Here is a 25,720-nt window from a genome sequence, read left to right as displayed (position 1 = left end):
GATATTATGAATCAGAGATTTAGCTTACTTCTAAAGAATTGCGTAATACAATTGATGACCTTTTAATTTATTAAGATAAAATTGGCGGATATGGTAAAATACCCCCTTGGATTCGTCCAAACGCGTCCATCTTTTCGTAAATTATAAAGACTATCAGCTAAACCATTATAATCATATGATTCCACCCTCCAAAAAATGGCTTTTTTCGTTATTGATGTCATTTTCGTTTTTAACGATGACTTATGGGCAAGAACGAAAAATATATGAAGGCCCGTTTAAGGTTGGTCCTTATTTGGGAAAAGCCAGCTACCAATACACCCTTGTTGATTTAGATACGGTTCTTGATGGTGATTTTCAATTACAGAAATCGAACCTGGAAACATTAATGGAAAATGAGGATGCCTCCTTCTTGTTTAAAGGTGCTTTTGATATGGGAGTGGCCAATGGTCCATGGGAATTTCAGTTTGGGGAGTACAAGACCAATAGTCAAAGTGAAGTGGTGGACTACGAGTATCGGGTGTTGGTCAGTGGGGTGCAAGAAATAGGGACGGGAGTGCTTTTTGAAGGAAAACCCGATGGGAATTGGATCTATACAATTAATCAAATCAAAGATTCCGAAATTGAAAAAATTGATTTTAAAAGCAGTTTTTCTTTTGAAGAAGGGGTTCCACAGCAGAATTTCCAGATAGAAAACGATAGCAGTGTGCTAGTTGGTAGGTTGCTGCGTGATGGTTTGGCCCACGATGAATGGTCTTTTTATGGCACAGAAACAGTTGACGATATCGAGGACTGGTTTTTTGAGGATGGATGGCTTCGCAGTGTGCAGATAAAATCGGATAGGATTTCTAAGGAAATTTCCATATTTAATCTAACCCAGACTGAACAATTTAGGGTTATACCGTTAAATGAAAGTTACCTTGTATTGTTGAAAGCATTATTGAATGATGTGGAGAGTGAAAGCCATATTGCTCAACTTTTGAAACAGAATCACGGTTATTTTCAAAAAATGAGCGAAGTGGTAAACGCCTTAGGTTCCTCAAAATTTGAGGTGAACATGCAAGTGAAAGTTCCGTATTATCCTTTGGATTCTGTTCAAAATGGAATTTTGGAGCAGATTGTGGCAGATTACAAAGTATCACAGCAGCTAAGCGAGACTATTTTAAAGAACAGCCATCTTAACATTGTTAAAAGAACTGACCCTGAGGCCTACTATTACTATAATGTTGCTCAAAAAATTCAACAAGAATTTGTGGCTCCTTTAGGCGAATTGGCCAATTACGCTGAGCATCACATTGTACAGTACCAACAAATCCCAAATGTTATAAGCAGGTTGTGGCCCAATGGAAAGCCAGATAAAGGTATTAGGGTAATGGCCAATGAAAATGGCGATGAAAGAACTTTTAGCCTGCCCAGTGCCAATGAATTTGAATACGAAGGAGACGATTTACTTTCTGTAGCAGCCTTGGGTACTTACGCCAAAATGAGCTTGGAGTTCATCAAAGGTTCTTTGGCCTCAAGACTCACCAATGAGGAACAATTGCAAATGTTGAACGGGGTGGAAGAGGGGCTCATCGAACTCAACGATGAATTGGTACAAGAAATAGATTCCACTACTGGGCTTACTGAAAACTATAGAAAGGCATTGACCAAAATTCAAAAGGTGGCAGATAGTGCTTTGACCACCTATGCCGATATTGAAAATCCAACAGAGAAATTGGCTTACGGACAATCTTTGCAAACCTGTTTGTCCGAATTGAAAATCTTGGCAATAACCATTAAAGGCATTCCAGCTCAGCAAAAAGTCATTAAAGATGAGTACACCACCGCAGTGTGGAACCCTTTTATGGCCAATGTAATGGATGAAGAAGTGAAAAAACACATCGTTGGGGCTTACGAAAACCAATTGATTCCGTTCTTCCTAACTTCTGTTACCGATTCATTAAGTTGTGAAAACGCTGCAGAATTGAACGGCCAAATAGTAGAAGTCCACCAAACCATATTGGCCCTTCGCAATAAGGATACCCGTAAACTGGAACGAAAGCTACGCCGTGAAAAAAGACCAGAGGAAATCTTAAGGTTGTTGAATCAGGAACTAACCCGTAAAAACCAATAAGCATGGGAAATTATAGCAAGAGCTCCTTATTGGTGATTATAATGACGATTGGGATGGTGAACCTAGTTAGTGCTCAGGAAACATTACCGGAAACCTCACAATATAAAGACCCCAAAACCAAGTTATGGGTCAATACCTACGGAAACATTCGTATTGGAAAGCACTTTTTTTGGGATGCGCAAACGCATTTTCGGTTTGAGGAAACAAAAAATACGCCCTTTATGGGGCAAATTGGCCAAATTTACAATAGACACGCCATCGGTTATATTGTTTCCAAAAAGACCAACATAAGCTTGGGAGGTGTAGTACGAATCAATTTTAATACGGATGAGGAATCGGATGATAGAAACGTGGTTCCTGAGTGGCGAATTTGGCACCAATATCAGTTTGCCATGCCGTTTTATTCCGCCATGTTGTACCATCGTATCCGAATTGAGCATCGTTGGACCCAAGGTTTTGCCGAGAACAGCGATTATATTTTCCGAAACCGTTGGCGGTACATGTTCAGGGCAAAAATTCCATTGAACGACCACAAATTACAACCTAAAACATTTTATTTATCTCCAGAAGCCGAATTGATCATGCAAAGTGGAAAAGAAGTGGTGGACAGCCCAATGGAAGATTTGCGATTGACTACAACATTGGGTTATATAGCCACTCCTCGATTAACCTTTGCAGCCGGAGTCATGTATTCACAAGGGCAAGAGCTATATAATGGGGGGTATTATAAGCAGGCATGGACGCTGCGCTTTCATGTATACTTCTCTCCAGACTTCAGAAAAGTAAAAAATAAGCTTCCCGACGTCCATTTAACAGATTAATTCGTATTTAATTTTGAACCAAGTAGTTAACCTATGAGTCTTAAAAAGTCTGCCCCTTATTTATTAACAGCAGTTTTTGCTGTTGGCCTATTGTTTTTTGCATCAAAATCTATCCAATACAAAAAGCAGCTGAGTCAGATACAACAACAAAATGAGGTAAATGCACAAAAAGTGGCAGATTTTGAACGCTTGGCAGAAATAGATTCATTGGTGCTCTATGGAAACTATGATGAGGCCATTGCTTCTTACACAGCCTCTTTGAATACAGCAGCGGAGAACCGTATGAATATTCCATTGCGAATTGCATTGACGGAAAAATTGAGGGATAAAAATACGGAAGACAGTCCTGCTTTAAACACACAGGCTACTGAAACGGATAGCATGCCCGAAACCAACTGGTCGGAAGACATAGCTAACCGAAAATATGATTCGATTAATTTTTCGTTGGAAAAAGCCAAAGTGCAATTAGCGCGATTAAAAAAGCAATTGAAACAAAAATCCTTCGGGGAATATCTCACCTTCACAAGTGCCAAAGGGAACAGAATGCACTATATCGGACAAGTTAAAGATGGCAAGGCAAACGGATATGGCGTTGCCCTACTGGATACGGGCAGCCGCTATGAAGGACAATGGGTGAACAATCAGCGACACGGAGAAGGAACATTTTATTGGGCGGATGGTGAATACTATGTCGGAAATTATAAAAATGATAAACGCAGTGGATTTGGCACCTATTACTGGCCCAATGGTGAAAAATACACTGGAGATTGGAAAAACGACAAACGAAGCGGCATAGGCAAGTTTTACGATTCCGACGGAGATGTGGTCGCTGGTGGAGAATGGGATGATGATGAGTTGGTCAAACTCAACAAAAAATAGCAATACACTTCTTTTTAGCTTCAATTTTAATAGAAGCAGTTACGGCAATTAAATCAATTTAGCAGGCTTTTTTGAGGGGGTTTTCCGTAACCTCTTATTGGAATTACATTAATTCGATGTGATTTTTTCTCCTTATTTGGATATTGAACACCTTTTATTATTACCTTAAGGTGTTGTTAATCATAAACATAGGGAAATGAAAAAAACACTAGCCATTTTTCTATTGCTTCTTTTTCTATTTCTGGCATGGTACAGCTGGGGATGGTATAAAGAAACAGTAGTCTGCTGCCCCGAAGAGGTAGTGGAAATCGAGTACGGTCCGTTAATTTTCGACTGCGACTCAGGAGAAGTAATTACCAACGATCTGTGGCCCGATAAAAGGGCCGAGATAGTTGCAGGTGAAACATCAGGAAAACAACTTTTATTGGTTGGACCTTATTTTAGTGGCGAATCTGAAAGTGCCGGTCTGGCACGAGCCGAAAAAGTAAAGACCTTATTTGCTGAGATTCCACCCGAAAACATTTTGGTCGATTCAAGGCCAGCAGGGGATTGTGAAACTACAAAAACCAATATGCTTCATGAATTGAGGTATAAATGGGTAACCCGCAGCGACGATGTTATTGAGCATCTTGATCACACCAAAGTTTTTTACAAGTTCGATTCCGATGAGGAAATCACCAATGCCGCAACTTTGGCCTATTTTGATGAATTGGCCACATTCCTAAAATCATCTGGTGACGCCATCCTGATTACGGGATATACCGATGCTGATGGGGAAGAGGAGTACAACCTCGAACTTGGTCTTAAACGAGCACAAGAGTATAAAAACCACTTGATAAGTCTTGGGGTGGACGAAACCAAAATCGCGGTTGAGACCAAAGGCGAAGCCGACCCATGGAAACCCAACGATACAGAGGAAAACAAAAGACTGAACCGACGAGTGGAAATCAAAATAATCGACTAAACTTTATAAAAATAAAATCATGGCATTACAAATAAATACAACCGCATGCGATGGTTCAGATGTGTTCTGGACCTGGATATTATGGCTTTTGGCCGCCTTTATTATAGGATTGATCCTAGGATGGCTCCTTAAACAAATTTTTGGTGGAGGAGGGGCTGTCCCCTCCCATGGAAAAGATGACCTAACCAAAGTAGAGGGCATTGGTCCAAAAATTGAAGGTTTGTTGAACAATAAAGGAATAAAAAGCTTTTACGATTTATCCAATACTGATGTAGCGACATTGGAGAAAATCATTGAAGATGCCGGTCCGGCATATACAACGCACCGTGGAAAAACCTTGACCTGGCCCGCACAGGCAAAGTTGGCTGAAATTGGCCAATGGGACGAGCTTAAAAAATGGCAGGATGTGCTGAAAGGTGGGGTTTAACCTCCTTTGGAACTCCTTAAAAGTAAAAACCAGTCGAATCAAATTTGGCTGGTTTTTTGGTTTATCCCAATTGTATATATTCAATTTACCTTAAATACGAATCAAATTATATTTATTAACTTACTGTAGGCTAATCCATTAAATTATCCGATTATGAAAACCAGATATACTTTTTTATGGGTAACGCTTTATATGTTAGTGGTATCGTGTTCCAAGTCAGATCCACCTGAAGGGGTCAATAAAATTCGTTTTGAAGCAGATAAAATCATTTGTGAAAATTGTGACGCATTTGGTTTTGAAATAGAAGTATATCAAAACACGATTTTTGTTGGTGGAAGTAAAAAGGTTTGGGTGTTTGAAAAATCGGACACCGCTATCGATTTGATACAAGAATTTGATATTGTTGAATCGCTCTGGCTAACCAGTATGAAATTCGTTAATGGAAAACTGCTTTTAGGTTGTTCCTATGATTCTGGAATGGGAACATTGCTTCAGTATACCAAGAACGGTTCTCGTTGGGAGTTCGAATTAAAATATGAAAAAGGAAGAAGACAAGATTATTTCGGAAACGATATGGATTTTTCCAATAATTATTTAGTGGTTGGGGCTTCCGCCATTTGGGATGAATCGTTTTCAGAGCCCAATGTAGACCCTGGGAGCATGCATATATTTTCTAAAGATGGGAACAATTGGTCATTCACTCAAGATTTTTATGCTGAGAACAGCCAGGCGGATGATTTTTTTGGACAAGATGTAAGTATTTGGAATAATTTCATTTTAACAGGCTCAATATCTACTCCTTTGCATCTCTACCAACTTGAAAATGGAACATGGACATTACTGCGAACCGAATCGGAAATGCAGACTGCAGATTTAGCACATTATGAAGATGTCTTTTTGTATTATTCTGAATTTCTGGGTTTACAATCCTTTAGACTTGCCTTAGATGGGTCTTTTGAAACCATAAATGTGAATACAAATTTTCAGTTATCGGCAGATATTCGATTTGATGAGGATAATATAAGTATGGTAGCAGGATATGCTTTAATGTCACCTTTTGAAGGAGAAGAAGCTTATCTGATTCAATTAATAAATAACGAATGGACGTTTAGGGAAACAATAGCACCCAATATAGCAGAGTCATTTCAAATTATAGGAACCAAACTAACTAATAATCAGGTTTTAATTGGTGCCGCGGGGAACGAAAGTCGAAACAGTTATTTGATTTTTGTAGATTATTAGCTCCTTGTAGTAATTTAAGTTCAAAAATTCATAAGATATTTGGTTTTAGGGAAAGCTTTATAGTCCTAATTCTTTCAACCAATTTATACCCCTTATATTTGCAACGTTTTGATTTTTAAATTATAAAGCAAATTTATGAGTAAAGTAAAGGAGAATGACACTGTAAAGGTGCATTACACAGGTAAATTGACCAACGGACAAATTTTTGACAGCTCTTTGGAAAGAGAACCATTGGAGGTAGCATTGGGTCAAGGTCAACTTATACCTGGATTTGAAAAAGGACTAATTGATATGGAGGTAAACGAGAAGAAAACCATTACCATTGATAAGTTGGAAGCCTATGGAAAAGTCAATGATTCGCTTTTTCAAAAAATCTCTAAATCACAATTGCCAGAAGATTTAAAACCAGAAGTTGGTATGGGCTTGGTGGGTTCCAATGCTGAGGGACAACAACAACAATTTAGGGTAGCAAAAGTTGAAGCCGACGATATTATTTTGGATGCCAATCATCCATTGGCTGGTCAAGATTTGGTTTTTGACCTAGAATTGGTTGAAATTTTATAAGCATACATTTTCAGATATATAAAAACGCCTTACCACATTGGTAGGGCGTTTTTTTGTTTTCATTACTTTAATTGGCATACAGAATAGCTTGAACCGAATAGCAAAGCTATACGCAATTTGCTGTACGACAACATTTGTACTATAATTTACATTATGTAAAATAGAAAATATCAAGCCACTCTCATTTCTCACCTTTTTCAAGGCTATGCCAAAATCATCAAGGGTACCTTCGATTTACGAATAACAGCTTTTATAGGACTCGTTTTAAACCAAAGATGTTTTCCTTCTTCTTTGGATACACACAACAGTTGAATATTGGTTTTAGTGACATAATTCACCATACTGTCCAAGGCATTGGTTCCTTTACTAAAGACAAACGAGATCGTTTTATGGCCCAAAAACTTTTTGGTCTTCGACATCTTATCTTTTTTAATGTGAAATAAACGAACAGGATTATCATCTGTAGGATTTAAATTTTTAATGATTTGAAGTCCACTTTCTTTAATACCGCCCCCAAATATGCCTAGATTCATTTCTTTAAAGGAATACAGCTCATCATCTTTGCCCAAGAGCAATATGTTGGTGTTATTCGTTTGTTTTATCACCAAATCAGTAATGCTGCGGCCAAAAAAGCTGGAAAACCTCCTCTTCTTGCCCAAAACCAGAAAATCAGGCTGTTCGCTGCACAAATATTCCATCACCCTTCTTTTTACAGGCCCTTTTTTGATCACATATTTTATGGGTAAAGCTCCTTTAGTTCTATATTTTGAAACCATTACCTCCAATTCCACTTTTGAGGTGGTATCGTCCCTATAAAAAGCATTCGGACTTTTTACATGAAAAACTTCCACCACTCCGCCAATGGCCTTTGCTAGACCAACCGCGTTTGCAAGTACAATTTCAGAGTCCTTGGATAAGTCGAGCAGAACAGAGATTTGATAGATTTTCATTAGGTCAAGTTTTGATGTATTTCTTTAAATGTAACATCAAAATGCCTAACAATCAATAGTTTAACTCTTCTTAAACATTAAAATGAAGAATGTGTAATTTTATGTGTTCAAAAATATTGGAATGAAAAAATATTAAAATAAATATTTAATTTTTCGCACTAAATATTCTGAAATAGTATAAGGTGCATAACGCAAAGGCACATCTAACCAAGTGGCATGCTTTACTATGGATTTATGATGTGAAAATAGGTCAAAACTGTATTTTCCATGATATCCGCCAATACCCGAAGCACCCACTCCCCCAAACGGCAATTGCTTGTTACTGATGTGCACCACCGTATCGTTTATGGCACCCCCACCAAAGGAATATTGGTTCATGAGTTTTTGTTGAAACTTCTTGTTTTGTGAAAACACATAAAAAGCCAAAGGCTTTTCGAATCGCTTGACCATATCGTGAATTTCTTCTTCGTTTTGATAAGACAGAATGGGTAGAATGGGGCCAAATATCTCCCCTCCCATCAGTTTGCTGTCAAGTTTGGGCTGGTCCACTAATGTAGGCGCAATAAATTGGTCGTCATCGTTAGTGTTGCCTCCAAAAAGTATGGTTTCTCCCTCTAATTTTTGTTTGAGCTCTTTATAATGTTTTGTGGTAGCAATTCGGGCAAAATCTTTCGAATTTTCCAAGTTTTCACCATAAAAGGACTTGATGTGTTGCTTTAAGGCATTAACCAGAGCATCTTGTTTGGAAACATGTACCAAAATATAATCGGGTGCAATACAGGTTTGCCCTGCATTGATGAATTTCCCCCAAGCTATTCGCTTGGCAGCTAAATCAATTTTAGCGGTTTCATCTACCACACATGGATTTTTTCCACTCAGTTCCAACGTAACTGGAGTAAGGTGTTCGGCGGCACTTTTGTACACGATTTTGCCCACCTTGGTACTTCCGGTAAAAAAAATATAATCCCATTTTTCCGCCAATAGTTCGGAGGAGACCTCTACTCCACCCTCAACCACCGCAACATACTCTGGCGGAAATACTTTTTCAATGATTTCAACAATTATTTTGGAGGTATTGGGACTAAACTCCGAAGGTTTCAATACGGCCGTATTTCCTGCGGTCAAGGCCCCAATCAATGGTGCAATCACCAATTGAAACGGATAGTTCCATGGAGCAATGATCAATACCTTTCCATAAGGTTCGGGCTGTATCCAATCTTTGGACGGAAAATTACTCAACGAACTGGGAACGCGAAGAGGTCTACTCCACTCATCTATATTTTTTATGGCATGATTGAGCTCGGCCAGCACAAACTGGGTCTCTGTGGCCATGCTTTCGAACTTTGGTTTTTTAAAATCGGCATAGAGCGCCTCACAAATGGCATCCTCCTGCTCCAAAATCACTTCTCGTAATTGTTTTAGGTACTTTTTTCGGAACGGTACATTCTTTGTCTGCTGAGTAGTAAAAAATGTGTTTTGGACTTCGGCAAGTTGTTTCACCATGACGTGTTTGATTTTTTAAATATAGCCAAACTCAATAAAAAAAAGCACCGACAAATGCCGGTGCTCTTCTATTTTATTTAAGAAGGAAATCTATAATGTTATTTCCTGAGTAGCTCCGTTTGGATAAATTAAAGTGGCCAGATTATCACATTCTCCGTTTCCGAAATCAACCGTAACAGCTAGACCGTTTTTGGAAACAATCATGGTTCCACTGGAAGCATATTCACAAGAAGCATTTCCCTGAAGGTCCTCTAAGGTTTCCACTTCGTAGGTATCCCCGTCAACTTCAACAGTCCAGGCGCCCCCTAACGTAAACGTGATGTCATCCAAAGTCTCACCAAAGGTGATGCTCAATGTTTTTGTGCCATTTTCGGAGATAATGGAACCGTCTTCCATTTCAACGGACATATCGCTCACAACCGTAAGAGCTATGGTGTTGGCATCGGAATTGCCAACAATAGTGTAAGTTCTGGTTCCATTTAATTTAATGGTCCCCACATAAAAATCGGTATAAGTTGCGGTAAAAGAGGCGTTCTCCCCACCTGCCACGTATGCAACAGTTACTGTTCCATTTACATTTTCGGTTCCATTGAGTACACAATTATTAAAAGTGGCCTCAAAACCTGTATCGAAATAGGTGGCGCTGTAGCAATCATCTTTAGCGGTTGAAGCACTTTTTGCGGTATTACTGTTATAAAGCTCAGCAATTGCAAAATCAGCTACTCCAGCAATTTCGTCGGCGGCCATAATGGTCTCCAAATCTGTTGCGGATAGCGCTTCGTCTTCACCCGGCATAGCGTCCTCGCTACACGATTGGAATCCAAGCAAAGCCATACCCATAAATGTCAGGGCGTAAAGTCGTAGTGTAAGTTTGTTCATAGGTAAAAGTTTTTGGGTCGTTAATGAACAAACGAAATGGGTTCCCTTTTCGTGCTTTGGAGGAACTCTTTTCGATGAAGTGCAGAATGAGCTTGTTATTTGTATTTTAGTGATATGGCAAACACAAGCGTACTACGCGATAAGGTGAAACAACAATTGTTGAAGCAAATTCAACAAGGAGCGCTACAAGTTGGAAAGACCATTAATCTGGCAGCATTGTCCCGTGCCACAGGAATAAGCGTAACGCCGATTCGCGAGGCTTTGAGTCAGTTGGAACATGCCCGTATTTTAAAAGCGATACCCAATCGAGGATTCGTGGTGGCCAGATTAACTCCAGATGAAGCAAAGAACATTGTGGAAACTATAGCTCAGTTGGAAGTGATGGCTTTGGAGAATTCCCTATTCAACACCGTGGAAATAGAGCTCCTGATAAGCTTGCAAACTCAAATGGTAGAAGCAAAAACCGTTGCTCAGTCGTTGGGTCATAAGTTCCAGTTTCATAACCTGCTCATCCAAAATTGCAGAAACAAAGTTTTGCTTCAGATTTTACAGGATTTAAAACTTCGGTTTCACTTTTACGAGCATGATTTCATCCAAGACAGCTCATTTTTTCAAAAAATGGGAGTGCAAACCAACGCTATCATTGAAGCCATTGCCGACGATAACCTTCCTACGGCATCACTTATTTTAAAAATGCATTGGATGGCAGTATTGGAACAAATTGAAAGTCAAATGAGCGTTAAAAAAGGTTAATCTTCTGAAAGTCAAAATAAAATAGTTCTAATTTCGTTCTCTGAAAAAACATTTACCATGCAGTTTTTAAATAAGGAGATTGAGGCGCTAGCCAAAAAGAGAAAATCCCAATCCTTGATCAAAAAACAGATTTCCTGTGGAATTTTTCAAGATTTGGAAGTGTTGAACCTTGATGCGCAAAAGCCTTCCAACGCCAAAGACTAAGTCTCCTTCCCAGATTGGATGGACTTAAATTCATCCAATGTGTTCACATTCAACAATGCCTTTTTATTGGTCGCTTGAATTAATTCGACGTTTGCATTGGCCAAAAATCGTTTAGGACTTCGGGAATTGGTTTCTGCTAAAAATGAAATTGCTTTTTCCAATCCGTGAGGCTCCCAAATACAAATCAAAGGTTCGGGCTCTCCTATCTTGGAAATAAAGGTGGTGGCATCTTTTTCTGGGTTTCTGTTATGTGTCAATTGCTCCAAAGTATTTTCATCCATAAAAGGCAAATCGCAGGCCAAAACCAACCACGCTACATCGCGATTGGATTCATGGGCACTTAGAATCCCATTAAATGGTCCTTGATATTTGTTTTGGTCAAGAATACATTCAATCTCATTGGAAACGCCCTGCCGTTGTGCCTCTCGAATACTTAAAAACACTTTTGAGCAATATTTACCCAATAGCTGGTGCAAATATTCGCGATGCGGCATTTGGTAATACTCCAACAAACCCTTATCCGAACCCATACGGGAACTAGCGCCTCCAGCTAAAATTAACCCGTAAAGTTCAGATGGTTTCATTGTTTGATTTTTAATTCGGTGATGGAATCATGGCAATTTCATCATACGAATTTATGCTTTCGTTTTCTTTGGCGTAATTATGGTTCACCGCAAAAAATACCGAGGGCAACCGTTTAAGATCTGGATAGGTGTGCTCCAAGAAAATTTTTAAATCTCCAACCGTAGCTGGAATTTTTCTGCCCGAAATATTCGACGTTGGAATGGATAGCGATGGGGTACCCACAATGTCCTTGGCTTCACCATATAAAAGAACTGTCATAAAATCAACCTATTAGTTTCTGTTTTGTTTGAATTTTGGTTAGATAGGCTGGTAGGTTTTATTTTAAGTGAGTGAAATTATTAAAATTCAAACACAGTCTCGTCATTTTAACAAGCAGAGTTTTAATTTAACTTTTCTTTAGATGATTTCCTTCAGGCGTACATACTTTTCCATAATTTTGAACGTTCTGCATGCAGAACCTCAATTTTAAATGAAAATGAAAAACGTATTTCGATATACTCTTCTTTTGGCTTTTGCACTAATTGTTTCATCCTGTGGTAATTCCGATGACGATGTAAATTTTAACATCGACAACAGCGAATTGGGCCTTGGTCAAGAACCTGATGATTGTTTGGGATTTGGCGAAAATGAACTTTTACTGTCCATTCAGGACGAGTTCACCACCCTACCCGGTAAAGTATCCATCCTTTTTAAGGTTTCCGATTTAATGGGCAATCCGGTTTCTGGCTTATCGGCAGATGAATTCACCATATATGAGCAAGGAAGAAACGATGACTGTTTCAATTTGATTTCTTCTTCGGAATCATTTGCACGCATATCGCCCAATACCCAAGTGTTCAACAACAATACACTTTTGGTGCTCGATTTAAGTAATAGTGTGCTTCAAAGTAGTTTGAACGAGTTGAAAGCGGCTTCAACCAGTTTTATCAACAATGTGATGCCATCTCCAGCAACAGAATCCTTTAAAATGGCCATTTATTGGTTCGATGGTGAGGACGAACTCCATTTATTAAATCCCCTTACCTCCTCGGCTACAGAACTAACGGCAGCCGTTGATGGAATTACGGCAGATATAAGCAACGACCCTTCAACCGATTTGTATGGAGCGGTGATAAAATCTACAGATATCGCCGAAGATTTATTGGACGATAATGCCGATGCTATTGGAGCAGCTTCCATCGTGCTTTTTACGGATGGAACCGACCAAGCGTCCCGATACCGTGAATCTGATGCTTTAAAAGCAGTGGATGAGGCAGATAGAAACATTTCTTATTTCACCATTGGTCTAGGTGCTGAAATTGATACTGAAGTTCTTACCGAAATTGGAAAAACAGCCAGTGTGTTCGCCAGTAATAAAGAGGAACTGGAGAATACTTTTAACGAAATATCCCAAAGAGTTTCCGAACAAGCCAATAGTTTTTATCTGTTTGAATACTGTACGCCAAAACGTGACGGTAGTGGAGAAAACAATTTGGTGATCCAAGTAAACCACAGTGGATTGGAAGGTGCGGTGCAGACCAAATTTAGCGCCAACGGCTTTACCGGGGGATGCGAGTAACGGTAATTAATCCTTATCTTGGGCGTCGATTTTAATTTAACCAAACAACATTATGACATCCAAACTAAACTCCATTCCGATTTTTATTCTCACCCTATTATTAGGAGCTATTATTAACGTTCAGGCCCAAAACATAAGCCCTTTGGAGGGTAGATGGGATTTGGAAATGGATTTTATGGGCAAAACGGCCCCTTCTTGGTTGGAAATCAAACATTCTGGTCATGCTACCTTATTGGGTCGATTTGTATTTGCCTTTGGTAGTGCCAGACCTGTTGCTGAAATAGAAACTTATGGGGAGAATAAATTCACTTTTAGTATTCCCAACCAATGGGAACCCAAAGGAAGTGATATGATTTTCCATGGGGAATTGGTGGATGATCAATTAAAAGGAACTTTAATCTATACCGACGGGTCTGTTTTACATTGGACGGGAGTTAAGGCTCCAAAACTTGCCTACACCGAAAACCCTAAATGGGATAAAACCATAAAGGTTTTTAATGGTAAAGATTTATCTGGCTGGCATGTGGATGGCGATAAAAACCAATGGATGGTAAAAGATGGTATTTTGACCAGTCCAGAATCAGGATCCAACTTTATCACTGATCAAAAATTCCAAGATTTTAAATTACATGCTGAATTTCGTTTTCCAAAAGGAAGTAACAGCGGTATTTATTTGAGAGGTAGATATGAAGTTCAGATTGTGGACAGCGAAGGTTTAGAGCCTTCCGATATTTATATTGGTGGTGTCTACGGCTTTCTGGAACCCAATCAAAATGCAGGCAAGCCTGGTGGAGAATGGCAAACTTATGATATTACTTTGATTGGAAATAGAGTAACGATTGAACTCAATGGCAAGACCATTATTTCTGATGCCGTTATTCCCGGGATAACAGGTGGAGCCTTGGACAGCAAAGAAGGTGAACCAGGACCTTTTATGATTCAAGGAGACCACGGTCCTGTTGAATTTAGAAGTTTTGAAGTGACCCCGCTAAAACAGTAATTGAAAATTATAGCATTCAAAAAACCCCGCTCATTGGCGGGGTTTTTCTTTGGTAGAGATGCTATTTGTTGTAGATGTCATTCTGAACTTGCTTCGGAATCTCAATTGTATTGTATTCTTCTGATGAGAACCTGAATCAAGATCAGGTTGACGATGCTGCATATTTTGTAGCTCCTTTTGTATTGATTTACTGAGCCGATAAGGGAGTTATTGTGATATTTCTCCATTTCACTTTTATTCCGCCTCCATCATGAATTTGTAGTGCTACGGCACCTTTGCCATTACCTATTTTTTCATCCTCTAAATGCACCATTTGAACTCCATTGAGCCAAGAGGTAATTGTAGAGCCCACGGCTCGTATCTTCATGGTGTTCCACTCCCCCATTTTTAGGTTTTTGTCCAATTCAGGGTCAGGCTTTATCAACCACCCTCTACCGTACGATTCGTAAATACCGCCCGTGTGTAGTCCCGGTGGTGCAACTTCAACCTGCCATCCACTCACCTTGGTGCCGTCAAAGGTGGAACGGATAAAGACTCCGCTATTGCCATCAGCTTCTTGTTTAAATTCCAAGGTCAATTCAAAATCTTTGTAAAAATCTTTGGTAGATAGGTAGCCATATTCGGCTTTCGGACCACTTTCACAAATTAATTCCCCATTTTCCACATACCATTTTTCTTCTCCATGGTTCACCCAGCCATCCAAATTTTCACCGTTGAACAAATTAATGGTTTCTTGAGCCATAACTCCTTGGAAAGCCAAAAAGGCCAATACAATTGTAATCAGTTGCTTCATTTTAAGTAATGTTTATTTAGTTTGCTTTTATGTGTGTTGCTTGTTTTTATCGTACAATTAAACCATTTCCGGTTTGTTGTTCATCCAACGGCTTGGAAAGATCAATAAGGAATCCGTTGATTACGGCATAGGCATATTTTCCATCCTTTTTTAAAAAGAAAGTTGGGTTATTCCCGGGGCCTAACCTAAAATCATTCAATTTAAAGTCTTTGTTGACCAAAAGTATCGGTTGATTGGTGAACTTTTGTTTTTCTGGCGGAAGCTGGGTTTTTACAAATGCAATTCCATTTTGCAGCAATTCCATCGGGTCTTGAATTTTCTTCATTTCATTTAGTTTGCCTTGAACTATGGAATATCCTGTGGCATCAAAAGTTTCATACCCATAATAAGTGGATAGATCTCCTTGGTCGGCGACTGTACTTTGATAATAAAAATCGTTATGACCTTTAAGGTCCACCTCATTTCTGAAGATTCCCAAATCGATAATGTACTTTTTACCCAACAATTCATAGCTCGCATTTGTGATTTTTAAATCGAAAAGCATCCGGTCGTTTTTCGGAATCTTTTCATAATCTTCGGTGGGAATGTTGTTATAGGATTTGTTTGCAATGGTGTACAATGCCGAAATGATGGAAACAAAGTTGAGTTTGCGAATTTCCTGTTTTTCTGGGTCGTTTTGGTATCCTCCAGATTCAATCAAAATTAAACTGGTCCCCCATTTTGCAATATTATCTCCAAAAGCTCTGGGTTCAAAATCATCACTGTATCGTCCAACTTGTCCCGGTGCATAGTTTTGGATGATGTTGTTCATGTACACAATCACTTTCATAGCATTGGCACGAACTTCATTAATGTCCTTTTCGTAGTTAAAGGCAGTGGCCAAATAAGAAATGGTGGCTGGTTTTTCGGTAAGTTCGGCATTGTAATATTTACTCTGATCGTGCAGGTTGAAACCGAAATCAGCATCCAGACTATCCCTTATTCTTTTTAAAGTTTGACTTTCTGGCGATTGCAGGCGCAGTGCATCACGGTTAATGTCTACTCCCAAGGCATTTCTGCGTTGGAAAACTTCGGCCCCATCTGGATTCAACATGGGGAGAAAATGCAATTTCAATTTGGAAAGTATCACTTCTTTCTCTTCCTTGAACTCTGGGGCATCCAAAAAATGAAGGATGTCAAAAATGGCCTGTGTGGCAGTTGGTTCGTTGCCGTGCATTTGCGACCAAAGAAAAATGTTGCTTTCACCCGAACCAATACTGATCAAGTGTAAATCTCGGCCTTCAATGCTCTCCCCTACTTTTTGTACTTCAAAATTTGGATTGTCCTTAAATTCTTGAATCAAAGGTTGTATATCGGAGTGTTTAATTCTTCGTTTGCCCAAAGAGGTCTCCTTGTATTGCTCGTAAGCATCATATAGTTTAGTAGTTATCGCATCTTGTGCTTCCGTTGAAAGTGTAATTAATGCAAAGGCAACAAACCAGATTTTTTTAATCATCATAGTTATTTCGTTGGTACGGGTTTAAAGTTAATTTTTTTGGTGGCATTTCGCACCTTATTTACAAAATCCATGCCCGGGTCATCCTTAACTGTTCTATAGCCATCATCCACTTCCAGCCAAAGTGGGTGGTCTTCAAACAAGGTATATTCTTGATGCCCAATCACGTAGTCAATGTCATATTTTCCCGCAAGGTATTTCACCAAGTAAATATTGGCTTTCAATTGTTTTTTGGTCAAGGGCAAATCGTCGGTTCCGCCTACGTTTTCGATTCCAATGGCGCAGTGGTTCAATCCAATGGTGTGTCTGGCCATGGTTGTCTCGGGCATTAGTCTGTAAATAGTACCGTCACGGTCCACCAAAAAGTGTGAGGAAACATTGAGTCCGCTCACATTCTCCAAATCGGGTCTCCAATTGGGCAATGTTGAACGATTAAAGGCTTTAAAAGTTTCCTTTAAAGTGGGAATCACCGTCCAGTGCAGTACCACCATTTTTGGTGTGATTTCTGGTGTATCTTGAACCAGATTATATCTATTCGAAAGATATTCTTTGGTGAGTTCGATGCGTTGTTCATCAAAAATAATGGGAATGTCCACAATTTCTTTTTTGGCGGCACATGCCCCTATTAATAAGGTCGTTATAAAAAGGCATCCAATTTTTTTCATTCTAGGTTATTTTGAATGGTGTCTATCGGAATTGCATAGCAAATCATCAATTTTTTTCTGCCCCACTCCCGTGCTTTTTTCACGTCTTTTCCCATATAAATATCAATCCGGTTCTTCCAGCGGTAGTGCATTTTGTCCTTCACATAAAAAGTGTCTGGAAAGGTATCAATTTTCACCATGGTATTATGGGTAAGTCCCATTTTAATCAAATCCCTGGAAACGGCTATGGTTTTCATTCCGGGTTTTAGGGTATCGCCCCAAGCTGCTACCGAAGGATTTATCGTATCGGTTTGCCAGTATACCGAATTGTAGGCCGAGGCCGTTACTTCGTATCCGAACCATTTATATTTGGCCGGTTGCTTTGTTTGCGGATGTTGGGCACAAGAGACCATTACCATACAAATGAGTAGTACTTTATTCAATAGGTATATGTTTTACCTAAATGTACATATAAATACAATTTATGATGGAAGTGGAACATAGGTGTCGTCATTTTCCATCATGGGAAAGGTTTTGTCGGCCCAGGCTTTTTTTACCTGATTTATCTTTTCTTGACTGGATGAGACAAAGTTCCAATAAATGAAACGCTCTTCAGGAAAAGGCTCTCCCCCGAACAATAATAAATGGGTGTTTGGTTCAAGAACGATGTTACAGGTATCCTCAACCTTTGAGACCAGAATGTTCCCTTTCTGCACTTTTTCTCCGCAAGCTTTAATGCTTCCTTCCACAATGCAAATTCCAATTTCTCCCTTTAGGTTCCCATTAATGTTCAAGGTGTATTCGTCAGTGTTTTTGATTTCGACCATAAAAAGATCAGAGTGAACGGGTACAGGAGATTCTTTACCGTAGCCTTTACCTGCAATCAAGGTGAATTCTGCAACATCATTGGTCCATTTAGGAAGGTCTTTGCCCTCAATATGATGAAATTGTGGTTCCATATCCTCCAACGCTTTAGGCAAGGCGACCCATATTTGATATCCATGGGCAGTGAAGATGTTTCCATTTCGTTGATCCTGTGGTGTCCGCTCGGTATGGGTCACTCCTTTTCCTGCGGTCATCCAATTCACAGAACCTGGCCTTATGCGTTGGTGCGTTCCCATACTATCTTCATGAATAATTTCACCTTCTAACATAAAAGTGAGTGTGGAGAGCCCAGAATGCGGGTGTTGGTTTACGTCCATGTATTTTGATGGCCCTAGTTGTGTAGGTCCCATATGATCAATAAAAATGAATGGGCCGATCATTCGTTTTTTACGAAATGGAATAAGACGGCCTACTAAAAAATCACCTATATCCCTGCTGCGTTCCTCGATGATCAATCCTATGTTAGACATATGTTTAATGTTTATATTTAAAAACTGAAAGTTACAAATACATCTACTAAACATGAAACTACTCAAACGAGTCTTACTTATTCTGGTCCTTGTGATTGGAGTGGTCATTTACCTTAATTACCCCAAATTGAACATTATTTCCGGATATGCTGCCAAAAATATGGCCTCTGGTGTTTATGTGGCAGAACGCTCTGCAGCATCCATGAATTTATACGATAATAGTGCTCCTTTGGTAGAATTGGCCTCCACAGAGGTTGATGAGAGTGAAAAATCCGCATCTTCAACCGTTTATGGTTTAATGAAACGTACTGCTGTCTATCGTGATGGTTTGGGCGCGGTACTGATTAACGATGATTACGATCCAGGGAAAATGACGCTACGTCCGAAAAGGAACCAACCTTTTGATACCATTCCCTATCCGTATGGACAGGCTGCTCCGATTGATACCGTTTTGCCCGAGGTGGATATGGATCAAATCAATAAAGCTATGGCCATGGCGTTTTCGGAACCTGATGTTCAAAAAACAAGAACCCTGCTTATTTTATATAAAGGTCATCTAATTGCTGAAAAGTATATTGATGGTTTTGATAAGGACACTCCAATTTTAGGGTGGTCCATGACAAAGAGTGTGATGGCGACCTTGTATGGAATTTTAGAGCGTCAAGGTAAATTGGAAATGGATTGGCCTGCGCCGGTTCCGGAATGGAAAGATGATGAACGTAAAAACATTACCCTGAATCATTTGTTGCGCATGCAAAGTGGTTTGGCATGGGATGAGGATTACACGGGAATATCAGATGTTACTCGTATGTTGTTTTTGGACAGTGATATGACGCTTGCCCAACGAAATAAAAAAGCTATTGCCAAACCTACCGAAATTTGGAACTACTCTTCCGGGACTTCAAATTTGTTATCGGGCATACTTCGACAACAATTTAGGAATCATCAAGATTATTTAGATTTTCCATACACGGAACTGCTGGATAAAATTGGAATGTATTCCATGGTCCTTGAAGCTGACATCGCCGGAAATTATGTTGGTTCTTCCTATAGCTGGGCCAGCACCCGTGATTGGGCGCGTTTTGGTCAATTGTATTTGGATAAAGGAAATTGGAATGGGGAACAATTGTTCCATCCAGAGTGGGTTGACTATATCACCACCCCTACTTTACATTCTGATGGTACCTATGGAGCACATTTTTGGTTGAACGCCAATGGGATTTATCCTGATGTGCCGAAAGACCTTTTTTCCTGTAACGGATTTGAAGGACAATACGTTTTTATGATTCCATCCAAAGATTTGGTAGTGGTAAGGACCGGCTTGGCCGAAGACCCTTATTTTAAAATAAATGAGGTACTATCGAACATTGTAAAAGCAGTTCCATAAATGGTTAGATATATTAAAATCGCGATAAAACCACATTTCAGGAGCACTTCACAACAATAATTTCATTTACGGGAACACTCAAACTACATTTACCATGTAATTAATTCAGAAAGTAATTTTTTCATTTTCATATAGTGTTCTCGTAGAATAGTCTCTTGGTTATCAGTAGCTTAGAGGCTTTTCTCTTTTTTTGTTTGCCCACATTTAGACCCACACATTATTTAAAACCCTGCAATACGTTCAATCAACCAAAAGGCAGCTAATGAACCTATAGCATAAGGGGTAATTTTTGATATCCAATTTTGATTGGGGATGAAGGACTTTGGCAATTTCATAAGTGCCATGACCACCAATATGAAAAAAATTTGTCCAAGTTCTACACCAATATTAAATGTGGCCAAAGCTAAGGGAATTTCTTGTTGCGGAAGTCCTATGTCTTGCAAGGCACCTGCAAACCCAAAACCATGTAATAACCCAAAACTAAAGGCCACTAACCAAGGTTTTTGACTTGTTAGCGTTGGAACTCCTTTTTGAATTTTTAGAATTTCCATAGCCAGGAATACAATACTCAATGCAATAACTGCCTCAACTGGTGGACCAGGTAAACTTGCTATTCCCAGTACTGAAAAACTGAGGGTGATACTGTGGGCAACTGTAAAAGCGGTAATGGTCTTTAACAGTTTTTTGAACCCTTTGGTAATTAATAATAGAGCCAGAACAAAAAGTAAATGGTCAAAACCCAACAAAATATGTTCAATACCTAATACAATGTAGGTTTTTACAATCATCCATTTATTTGGTGTAGCAGGGATTGTAATGGTGTTTTTTGAGGGTTGCATTAAAAAAGAATGATGCTCACCATCAAGCAATCTAAAATCAACCAAAACATCAATCCCTGTGGTATTTAGGTTGTCAATTGTTAATTTGGTATTAGATAAATTATTTTTTCCTACAAGTTGATAGGTATATAACACAAAGGCTTCCAATATTCGAGGCGGAAGGGTTTCCTTTAAGCTGAAACTTTTGTCAAACACAGGTTGAATGTCCAGTACTTTGTCAGCAGTTCTTGGTACTTTCCACAATATGGTGTAGGTATTTGGAGCTATTTCGTTTACCTGTAAATAGGCTGGACGTACTTCATGGGCCGTAATTTCGCAAAGAGGCCATGCTAACAAGAATAAAAATAGGAACCTGAATACATGTTTCATGATTTGCTGTAGCTATTTTTAATTTCTCCAGGTACATTCCCAGATGTGATTTCTACCTGATATTTATCCAACAAATTCCGATATACTTGTTCTTGTGTTTCAAGCTCTGTTTGGTATTCGTATTCCTTTTCAACGTAAGGCCTTATTTCATTGAAATCTGCAACCTTGGATGTTTCTTTGTCTGATATATATACTAAGTGTTGACCATACCCAGATGCTATAGGGCCTACCCAATGATTCATTGTCAAAGAATCCAGCGACAAGACAAAATCTCTTCCAAATGTTTTATTGAGTTCCAAAGCAGTTACTTGCTCCCAAGAATTGGCCAAGGAAAGTTTCCTTTTTCTTTCTGAAGGGATTTCCTTTTTCTGGGTAAGTATTGATTTATGTATTTGTAGGTTCTCCTCCAGATTTGTTTCGTCTTCTAAAAATAAAACTTGTTGAAACGTGTATGTGGGCGGAAGCTTGAATAAATCTTTATTCTCCTCATAGAACAACAATAAACCCTCTTCTGTTGGCGCTTTGATCATGGCATTTAAATCATTGGAAACGGCTTCCATTTTTTGTGATAGTCGTCTTTTTACAATAATGTCATTATGGTCCAAATTCATGGTTAAAGCTTCCTTATAAAAAACTTCTTGACGAAGGTATTGGTCTAAAAAAGCTTTAATATCATCATTATTTGGTTCACGTTGCCATTGTTTTTTCCATAATCCAAGCAAGTAATCATATTCCGCATCGTCAATTATTATGGTGTTTTCAGGCTCTATATCTTCGTTGACAATAGAATGGTATCCAAAAATCAAGAACCCTATGAGCAAAAAATGTAGCAAGGGTTCTTTCAAAAATTTTTTCATAAAGGAATGTTGTTATTTCGTAGGTTCAACCCAAATGGGTGATGCCCAAGCACGTTCTTGAATCACTCTTTTTGTGTCATCTGGATAATGTACATCGGGATTTCGTATTTCATCCCATAAACTATATCGTGCAGTCGGTAACTGGATTACTCGTACATAATAGTAAGCATTTTGATTCGGGTCGAAATTTGGGTCTTTCCATACGGCCATGAGTTCTGGGTCTCCTTTTTCCTTATTGAAATCGCCAGTTTTTAAATCCACTGGCGCATCGATTGGAGGCACGGTTCCATCAGCTTGTAAACGACCATCTGAAGCGGCCACATTATAAATAGTATCTTTCATTTCTCCATTTTCTACCCATCCTTTAATAATTTGGATGCGGTCCAAATTTGGAGCAATAGGATCTTTTATGGCCCAAACCAAAAAATCAGGGGATTCTTGCCCAGTATAATTTTGCCCCATTGGCACACCTTTGTCGTAGGCATCCTTTACCATTTCTTCATAAGAACCGTAGGAGGATTTATATCCATTTCCTGCAAAAAAGCGCACTTTTATTCGTGGGCCAGAAGTTGCAAATGATTCCCTGTTGTGCATGCCATCCCAAATAGCTTCGCGGGTATTTGACGTTGACCAAACACCAGTTAATCCGCCAGGATTCATATCCCTATTGTACATTTCGCCATCTTGTTCGTTTTTTGAACGCCCCTCAGCGGTTTCATCGGCCATACCATGGTGACCAACGTAATTCCATTCTTCAACATTGGACATTACCCCGTTATGACTGTCGGTTCCTCCAACAAAACCGTATTTGAAAGGGTTGACGCCCAATTCTTCATAATATTTCACACCTCTGGTAAGTCCGTAGCGGACAAAATTGTGTTTTTCAAAAACGCGACCATTGTATTCCTGTAAGGAAACCGCATTCTCAAAATCGGCAAATTCATCGTTGGGCCAAAAATCAGGAACTACTTCAGAATTACCTTTGGTTTGCATCATTTCGAGGTTTCTTTCAAAATGTTGACGTGTTTCGGCATATGTTTTATCAATCGGTTTATCGTTCATAGCCACTTCTGGGAATAGCATTCCTTTACTTTCGTTGGAGTTATGTGGGTTACAAAAAACCTGCACGCCATTTTTTTCTTGTGTGATCATCCAATCCCAAAGCTCCTGTGGTGATGGACCTTCATTGGATGAAAAAGGCATGTCGGGCAGGTTGGTGTCCCTAAAAAACACGTTTCGGTGTAAATTCGCTGTATTTGGTGCAGAACTCCACTCATAAGCATGAATGGTGGTAAATGTTCCTGGTTTATAATTTTTTTCCGTTGCCTCGATATTTTTTTGCCATTGCGATTTAACAGCATCATATCCTTGCCAAAAATCGGGGTGGGCATTACCACCAGCCAAGGCATCAAGAACATATTTTTTGTAAACAGCTAATGCGGTTTGTAAATCTGGAGCTTCTCGCATGGAAACCGCAGCCTCGCTGTTGTAACCTGGAGTTCCTTCATTCATGAGCGTATAGGTCTCTCCTAAGAATTCACCATGATCCGTAACAGCAGCCCAATCTAAAGGTCTGTTAATGGTGTGAGGTTTCCCGTTTACAAGTACTTCTTCCCCTTGTGCAAAACGATAAGCGTCATCTGGGGTAAGTCGAGTACCCGCAATAAAAGCGTCCATGGAGGCAGCCGTATGCAAGTGCTGTTCTCCAAAATAGGCTTCTTTAAGTGGGTTTTCCTTCACATTAAAACTCTTTCCATCGTGGGAATATTTCATTTCGTTGGAGACTATATCCTTTTCTTCATCTGTCTTTATCTCTTTATTTTTTGAATTGCATGAAAAGAGGAATAGGATTGCTACTACTATTAGTGAATTTTTCATTTGAATGGTATTAGTGTTTAAACAAAATCTGACTAGCATTAATAAGATGTAATGGTTATCAGTTTTTATAGTTAATCAAGGTTACACTTAAAATTAAGAATTTTTCTTATGCTTTAAAAATGTAAAACACCCTCTCTTATGCTTTGACAACAATTCACGGACAATTCACAACAATAATTTCACCAAAGCAGAGTCACGAGCTACTTTTACCATGTAATAATAAACGAAAGTAATTTTTCATTTTCATATAGTGTTCTCGTAGGAGAGTCTCTTGGTCATCAAAAACTTAGGGGCTTTTCTCTTTTTTAGCCCCTCCCATTCTTTTTAAATGAACACTATATGCATAATTTATATAGTGTTTCCCCATATTTGACCCACGTGTTTTCCCACATTTGGCCCATAAACATTTATAATAGTTTATATAATCACTATTAATCAGTATAAGGCTTAGCTTTTGAAAAAAGCTTGGAAGGCACATATTTTATAAGGATTTATAATGTGTTTATAAATCCTTATAAATTTTACAAATTATCATTTTCATATAGTGTTCTCGTAAAAGAGTCTTGTCCAAACGGCAAGACTCTTTTCTATTTAGGGGGATTTTGTTCGGTTTGACATGAATGTCGCGAATTGCTCAAATTCAATTATAATACTGAGCGAAGTCAAAGGGCAGACGAGAAATCTAGATGCTTCAATAGTTTCCTCCCTTAAATAAATAATCCTATGGTAAATTGGTTATTGTCAATTGATCCTTGACTTAAGGAATCCACTTATCCTTACCGAAATCAGGTTTACGTTTTTCCAAAAAGGCATTTCTACCCTCTTTGGCCTCGTCGGTCATATACGCCAAACGTGTTGCTTCACCGGCAAATACTTGTTGCCCCACCATGCCATCATCGGTAAGGTTCATTGCAAATTTTAGCATTTTAATGGAAGTCGGGGATTTAGCCAATACCTCTTGTGCCCATTGGTAGGCTGTGTCCTCTAATTCATCATGCGGAATTACAGCGTTGACCATGCCCATTTCAAAAGCCTCCTGAGCAGAATAATTTCTCCCTAAAAAGAAGATTTCACGGGCTTTTTTCTGTCCCACCATTTTTGCCAAATAGGCAGAACCATATCCCCCATCAAAACTGGTTACATCGGCATCGGTTTGCTTAAAAATGGCATGTTCCTTACTGGCCAAGGTCATGTCGCAGACCACATGGAGGCTATGTCCTCCCCCAACGGCCCAACCTGGCACCACGGCAATCACCACTTTGGGCATAAATCGAATTAAACGCTGTACTTCAAGAATATTTAATCGATGATAGCCGTCTTCTCCCACGTATCCTTTATGGCCACGTGCTTTTTGGTCTCCCCCACTACAAAATGCCCATTTTCCATCTTTGGATGAAGGTCCTTCGCCTGAAAGTAACACCACACCAATTGAAGTATCTTCTTGTGCATCATAAAATGCTTTGTATAATTCACTGGTGGTCTTTGGGCGAAATGCATTCCGTATGTCAGGGCGATTAAAAGCGATACGGGCTACGCCATTGCATTTTTTATAGGTGATATCCTCAAATTCCATGGCGGTTTGCCATTTGGGTGATTCCATAGGTTTACAGTTTAAATGGAATACAAAATAACGGAAATTCTAGATCATGTCTATTTGTTAC

Annotated in this window: 26 protein-coding genes; 12 read left to right on the top strand and 14 right to left on the bottom strand. The window is 39.2% G+C overall.

The features are described 5' to 3' along the window. The first annotated feature begins 175 nt into the window (after nucleotides 1–175). The 7 genes from ABT310_RS13865 to ABT310_RS13835 all read left to right on the top strand — a co-directional run bounded on the left by ABT310_RS13865 (nucleotide 176) and on the right by ABT310_RS13835 (nucleotide 7,010). Complete coding sequence (locus ABT310_RS13865) at nucleotides 176–2,113, top strand: hypothetical protein (protein WP_375324482.1); 1,938 nt, start codon at nucleotides 176–178, stop codon at nucleotides 2,111–2,113. Nucleotides 2,114–2,115: 2 nt separating this feature from the next. Beyond that, on the top strand, nucleotides 2,116–2,934 hold the full coding sequence (locus ABT310_RS13860; protein WP_375324481.1) for a DUF2490 domain-containing protein: 819 nt from the start codon (nucleotides 2,116–2,118) through the stop codon (nucleotides 2,932–2,934). A 33-nt stretch (nucleotides 2,935–2,967) separates the two neighbouring features. Beyond that, nucleotides 2,968–3,813 (top strand): MORN repeat-containing protein, encoded by an 846-nt coding sequence (locus tag ABT310_RS13855; protein ID WP_375324480.1) that lies wholly within the window; start codon nucleotides 2,968–2,970, stop codon nucleotides 3,811–3,813. A gap of 196 nt (nucleotides 3,814–4,009) precedes the next feature. Then, nucleotides 4,010–4,777, top strand: a complete 768-nt coding sequence (locus ABT310_RS13850) for an OmpA family protein (protein ID WP_375324479.1) — start codon at nucleotides 4,010–4,012, stop codon at nucleotides 4,775–4,777. A gap of 19 nt (nucleotides 4,778–4,796) precedes the next feature. Next, the gene (locus tag ABT310_RS13845) at nucleotides 4,797–5,204 is read left to right on the top strand and encodes a helix-hairpin-helix domain-containing protein (protein WP_375324478.1); all 408 of its coding nucleotides are present in this window, start codon (nucleotides 4,797–4,799) and stop codon (nucleotides 5,202–5,204) included. A gap of 153 nt (nucleotides 5,205–5,357) precedes the next feature. Continuing rightward, complete coding sequence (locus ABT310_RS13840) at nucleotides 5,358–6,446, top strand: hypothetical protein (protein ID WP_375324477.1); 1,089 nt, start codon at nucleotides 5,358–5,360, stop codon at nucleotides 6,444–6,446. A gap of 135 nt (nucleotides 6,447–6,581) precedes the next feature. Beyond that, a complete protein-coding gene (locus ABT310_RS13835) occupies nucleotides 6,582–7,010 on the top strand; it encodes a peptidylprolyl isomerase (RefSeq protein ID WP_375324476.1) in 429 nt (142 codons plus the stop codon). Nucleotides 7,011–7,213: 203 nt separating this feature from the next. On the opposite strand, the gene ABT310_RS13830 is transcribed toward ABT310_RS13835, so the two are convergent. From ABT310_RS13830 to ABT310_RS13820, 3 genes are all read right to left on the bottom strand, one after another. Continuing rightward, complete coding sequence (locus ABT310_RS13830) at nucleotides 7,214–7,960, bottom strand: universal stress protein (RefSeq protein ID WP_375324475.1); 747 nt, start codon at nucleotides 7,958–7,960, stop codon at nucleotides 7,214–7,216. A gap of 132 nt (nucleotides 7,961–8,092) precedes the next feature. Further along, the gene (locus ABT310_RS13825; RefSeq protein WP_375324474.1) at nucleotides 8,093–9,463 is read right to left on the bottom strand and encodes an aldehyde dehydrogenase; all 1,371 of its coding nucleotides are present in this window, start codon (nucleotides 9,461–9,463) and stop codon (nucleotides 8,093–8,095) included. 90 nt (nucleotides 9,464–9,553) lie between these two features. Then, nucleotides 9,554–10,342 carry a hypothetical protein gene (locus tag ABT310_RS13820; protein ID WP_375324473.1) on the bottom strand — a complete coding sequence of 263 codons (789 nt, stop codon included), beginning with the start codon at nucleotides 10,340–10,342 and terminating at the stop codon, nucleotides 9,554–9,556. Nucleotides 10,343–10,456: 114 nt separating this feature from the next. On the opposite strand from ABT310_RS13820, the gene ABT310_RS13815 reads away from it, so the two are divergent. Together ABT310_RS13815 and ABT310_RS13810 are read left to right on the top strand one after the other, a co-directional pair. Then, on the top strand, nucleotides 10,457–11,095 hold the full coding sequence (locus ABT310_RS13815) for a GntR family transcriptional regulator (RefSeq protein ID WP_375324472.1): 639 nt from the start codon (nucleotides 10,457–10,459) through the stop codon (nucleotides 11,093–11,095). Nucleotides 11,096–11,152: 57 nt separating this feature from the next. Then, on the top strand, nucleotides 11,153–11,299 hold the full coding sequence (locus ABT310_RS13810) for a hypothetical protein (RefSeq protein WP_375324471.1): 147 nt from the start codon (nucleotides 11,153–11,155) through the stop codon (nucleotides 11,297–11,299). Here ABT310_RS13810 and ABT310_RS13805 read toward each other — a convergent pair. Next, on the bottom strand, nucleotides 11,296–11,883 hold the full coding sequence (locus ABT310_RS13805) for a molybdenum cofactor guanylyltransferase (RefSeq protein WP_375324470.1): 588 nt from the start codon (nucleotides 11,881–11,883) through the stop codon (nucleotides 11,296–11,298). The two genes, ABT310_RS13810 and ABT310_RS13805, sit on opposite strands and share 4 nt — an antisense overlap. A 10-nt stretch (nucleotides 11,884–11,893) precedes the next feature. After that, nucleotides 11,894–12,142: a MoaD/ThiS family protein gene (locus ABT310_RS13800; protein ID WP_375324469.1), complete on the bottom strand. Its 249-nt coding sequence runs from the start codon at nucleotides 12,140–12,142 to the stop codon at nucleotides 11,894–11,896. Between the two features lie 211 nt (nucleotides 12,143–12,353). Here ABT310_RS13800 and ABT310_RS13795 point away from each other — a divergent pair, with 211 nt between their 5' ends. Further along, the gene (locus ABT310_RS13795) at nucleotides 12,354–13,442 is read left to right on the top strand and encodes a VWA domain-containing protein (RefSeq protein WP_375324468.1); all 1,089 of its coding nucleotides are present in this window, start codon (nucleotides 12,354–12,356) and stop codon (nucleotides 13,440–13,442) included. 52 nt (nucleotides 13,443–13,494) lie between these two features. Then, complete coding sequence (locus ABT310_RS13790; RefSeq protein WP_375324467.1) at nucleotides 13,495–14,442, top strand: DUF1080 domain-containing protein; 948 nt, start codon at nucleotides 13,495–13,497, stop codon at nucleotides 14,440–14,442. 187 nt (nucleotides 14,443–14,629) lie between these two features. Here the strand turns inward: ABT310_RS13790 and ABT310_RS13785 are convergent, their stop codons facing one another. The 5 genes from ABT310_RS13785 to ABT310_RS13765 all read right to left on the bottom strand — a co-directional run bounded on the left by ABT310_RS13785 (nucleotide 14,630) and on the right by ABT310_RS13765 (nucleotide 18,729). Then, nucleotides 14,630–15,235 carry a DUF1080 domain-containing protein gene (locus ABT310_RS13785; protein WP_375324466.1) on the bottom strand — a complete coding sequence of 202 codons (606 nt, stop codon included), beginning with the start codon at nucleotides 15,233–15,235 and terminating at the stop codon, nucleotides 14,630–14,632. Between the two features lie 46 nt (nucleotides 15,236–15,281). Continuing rightward, the gene (locus tag ABT310_RS13780) at nucleotides 15,282–16,733 is read right to left on the bottom strand and encodes a M14 family zinc carboxypeptidase (protein ID WP_375324465.1); all 1,452 of its coding nucleotides are present in this window, start codon (nucleotides 16,731–16,733) and stop codon (nucleotides 15,282–15,284) included. A 2-nt stretch (nucleotides 16,734–16,735) separates the two neighbouring features. Continuing rightward, entirely contained in the window at nucleotides 16,736–17,395 is a 660-nt protein-coding gene (locus tag ABT310_RS13775; RefSeq protein WP_375324464.1) for a peptidoglycan recognition family protein, read from the bottom strand. Further along, nucleotides 17,392–17,787 (bottom strand): 3D domain-containing protein, encoded by a 396-nt coding sequence (locus ABT310_RS13770; protein WP_375326192.1) that lies wholly within the window; start codon nucleotides 17,785–17,787, stop codon nucleotides 17,392–17,394. The genes ABT310_RS13775 and ABT310_RS13770 overlap by 4 nt, the downstream gene beginning before the upstream one ends. 69 nt (nucleotides 17,788–17,856) lie before the next feature. Continuing rightward, nucleotides 17,857–18,729 carry a pirin family protein gene (locus ABT310_RS13765; protein ID WP_375324463.1) on the bottom strand — a complete coding sequence of 291 codons (873 nt, stop codon included), beginning with the start codon at nucleotides 18,727–18,729 and terminating at the stop codon, nucleotides 17,857–17,859. A 52-nt stretch (nucleotides 18,730–18,781) separates the two neighbouring features. On the opposite strand from ABT310_RS13765, the gene ABT310_RS13760 reads away from it, so the two are divergent. Next, nucleotides 18,782–20,116, top strand: coding sequence for a serine hydrolase domain-containing protein (locus ABT310_RS13760; protein ID WP_375324462.1), 1,335 nt, complete (start codon nucleotides 18,782–18,784; stop codon nucleotides 20,114–20,116). A gap of 221 nt (nucleotides 20,117–20,337) precedes the next feature. On the opposite strand, the gene ABT310_RS13755 is transcribed toward ABT310_RS13760, so the two are convergent. The 4 genes from ABT310_RS13755 to ABT310_RS13740 all read right to left on the bottom strand — a co-directional run bounded on the left by ABT310_RS13755 (nucleotide 20,338) and on the right by ABT310_RS13740 (nucleotide 25,659). Continuing rightward, nucleotides 20,338–21,102, bottom strand: a complete 765-nt coding sequence (locus tag ABT310_RS13755) for a HupE/UreJ family protein (RefSeq protein WP_375324461.1) — start codon at nucleotides 21,100–21,102, stop codon at nucleotides 20,338–20,340. A 218-nt stretch (nucleotides 21,103–21,320) separates the two neighbouring features. Beyond that, nucleotides 21,321–22,181: a peptidyl-prolyl cis-trans isomerase gene (locus ABT310_RS13750; RefSeq protein WP_375324460.1), complete on the bottom strand. Its 861-nt coding sequence runs from the start codon at nucleotides 22,179–22,181 to the stop codon at nucleotides 21,321–21,323. A 12-nt stretch (nucleotides 22,182–22,193) separates the two neighbouring features. Then, a complete protein-coding gene (locus tag ABT310_RS13745; RefSeq protein ID WP_375324459.1) occupies nucleotides 22,194–24,059 on the bottom strand; it encodes a DUF3604 domain-containing protein in 1,866 nt (621 codons plus the stop codon). A gap of 757 nt (nucleotides 24,060–24,816) precedes the next feature. Continuing rightward, nucleotides 24,817–25,659 (bottom strand): 1,4-dihydroxy-2-naphthoyl-CoA synthase, encoded by an 843-nt coding sequence (locus ABT310_RS13740; RefSeq protein ID WP_375324458.1) that lies wholly within the window; start codon nucleotides 25,657–25,659, stop codon nucleotides 24,817–24,819. Nucleotides 25,660–25,720 lie beyond the last annotated feature (61 nt).

The organism is Flagellimonas cixiensis (assembly GCF_042134615.1).
In the GTDB taxonomy this organism is placed as follows: domain Bacteria; phylum Bacteroidota; class Bacteroidia; order Flavobacteriales; family Flavobacteriaceae; genus Flagellimonas; species Flagellimonas cixiensis.
The sequence above is the reverse complement of the archived record's forward strand: the minus strand, read 5'-3'. Positions and strand labels throughout refer to the sequence as shown.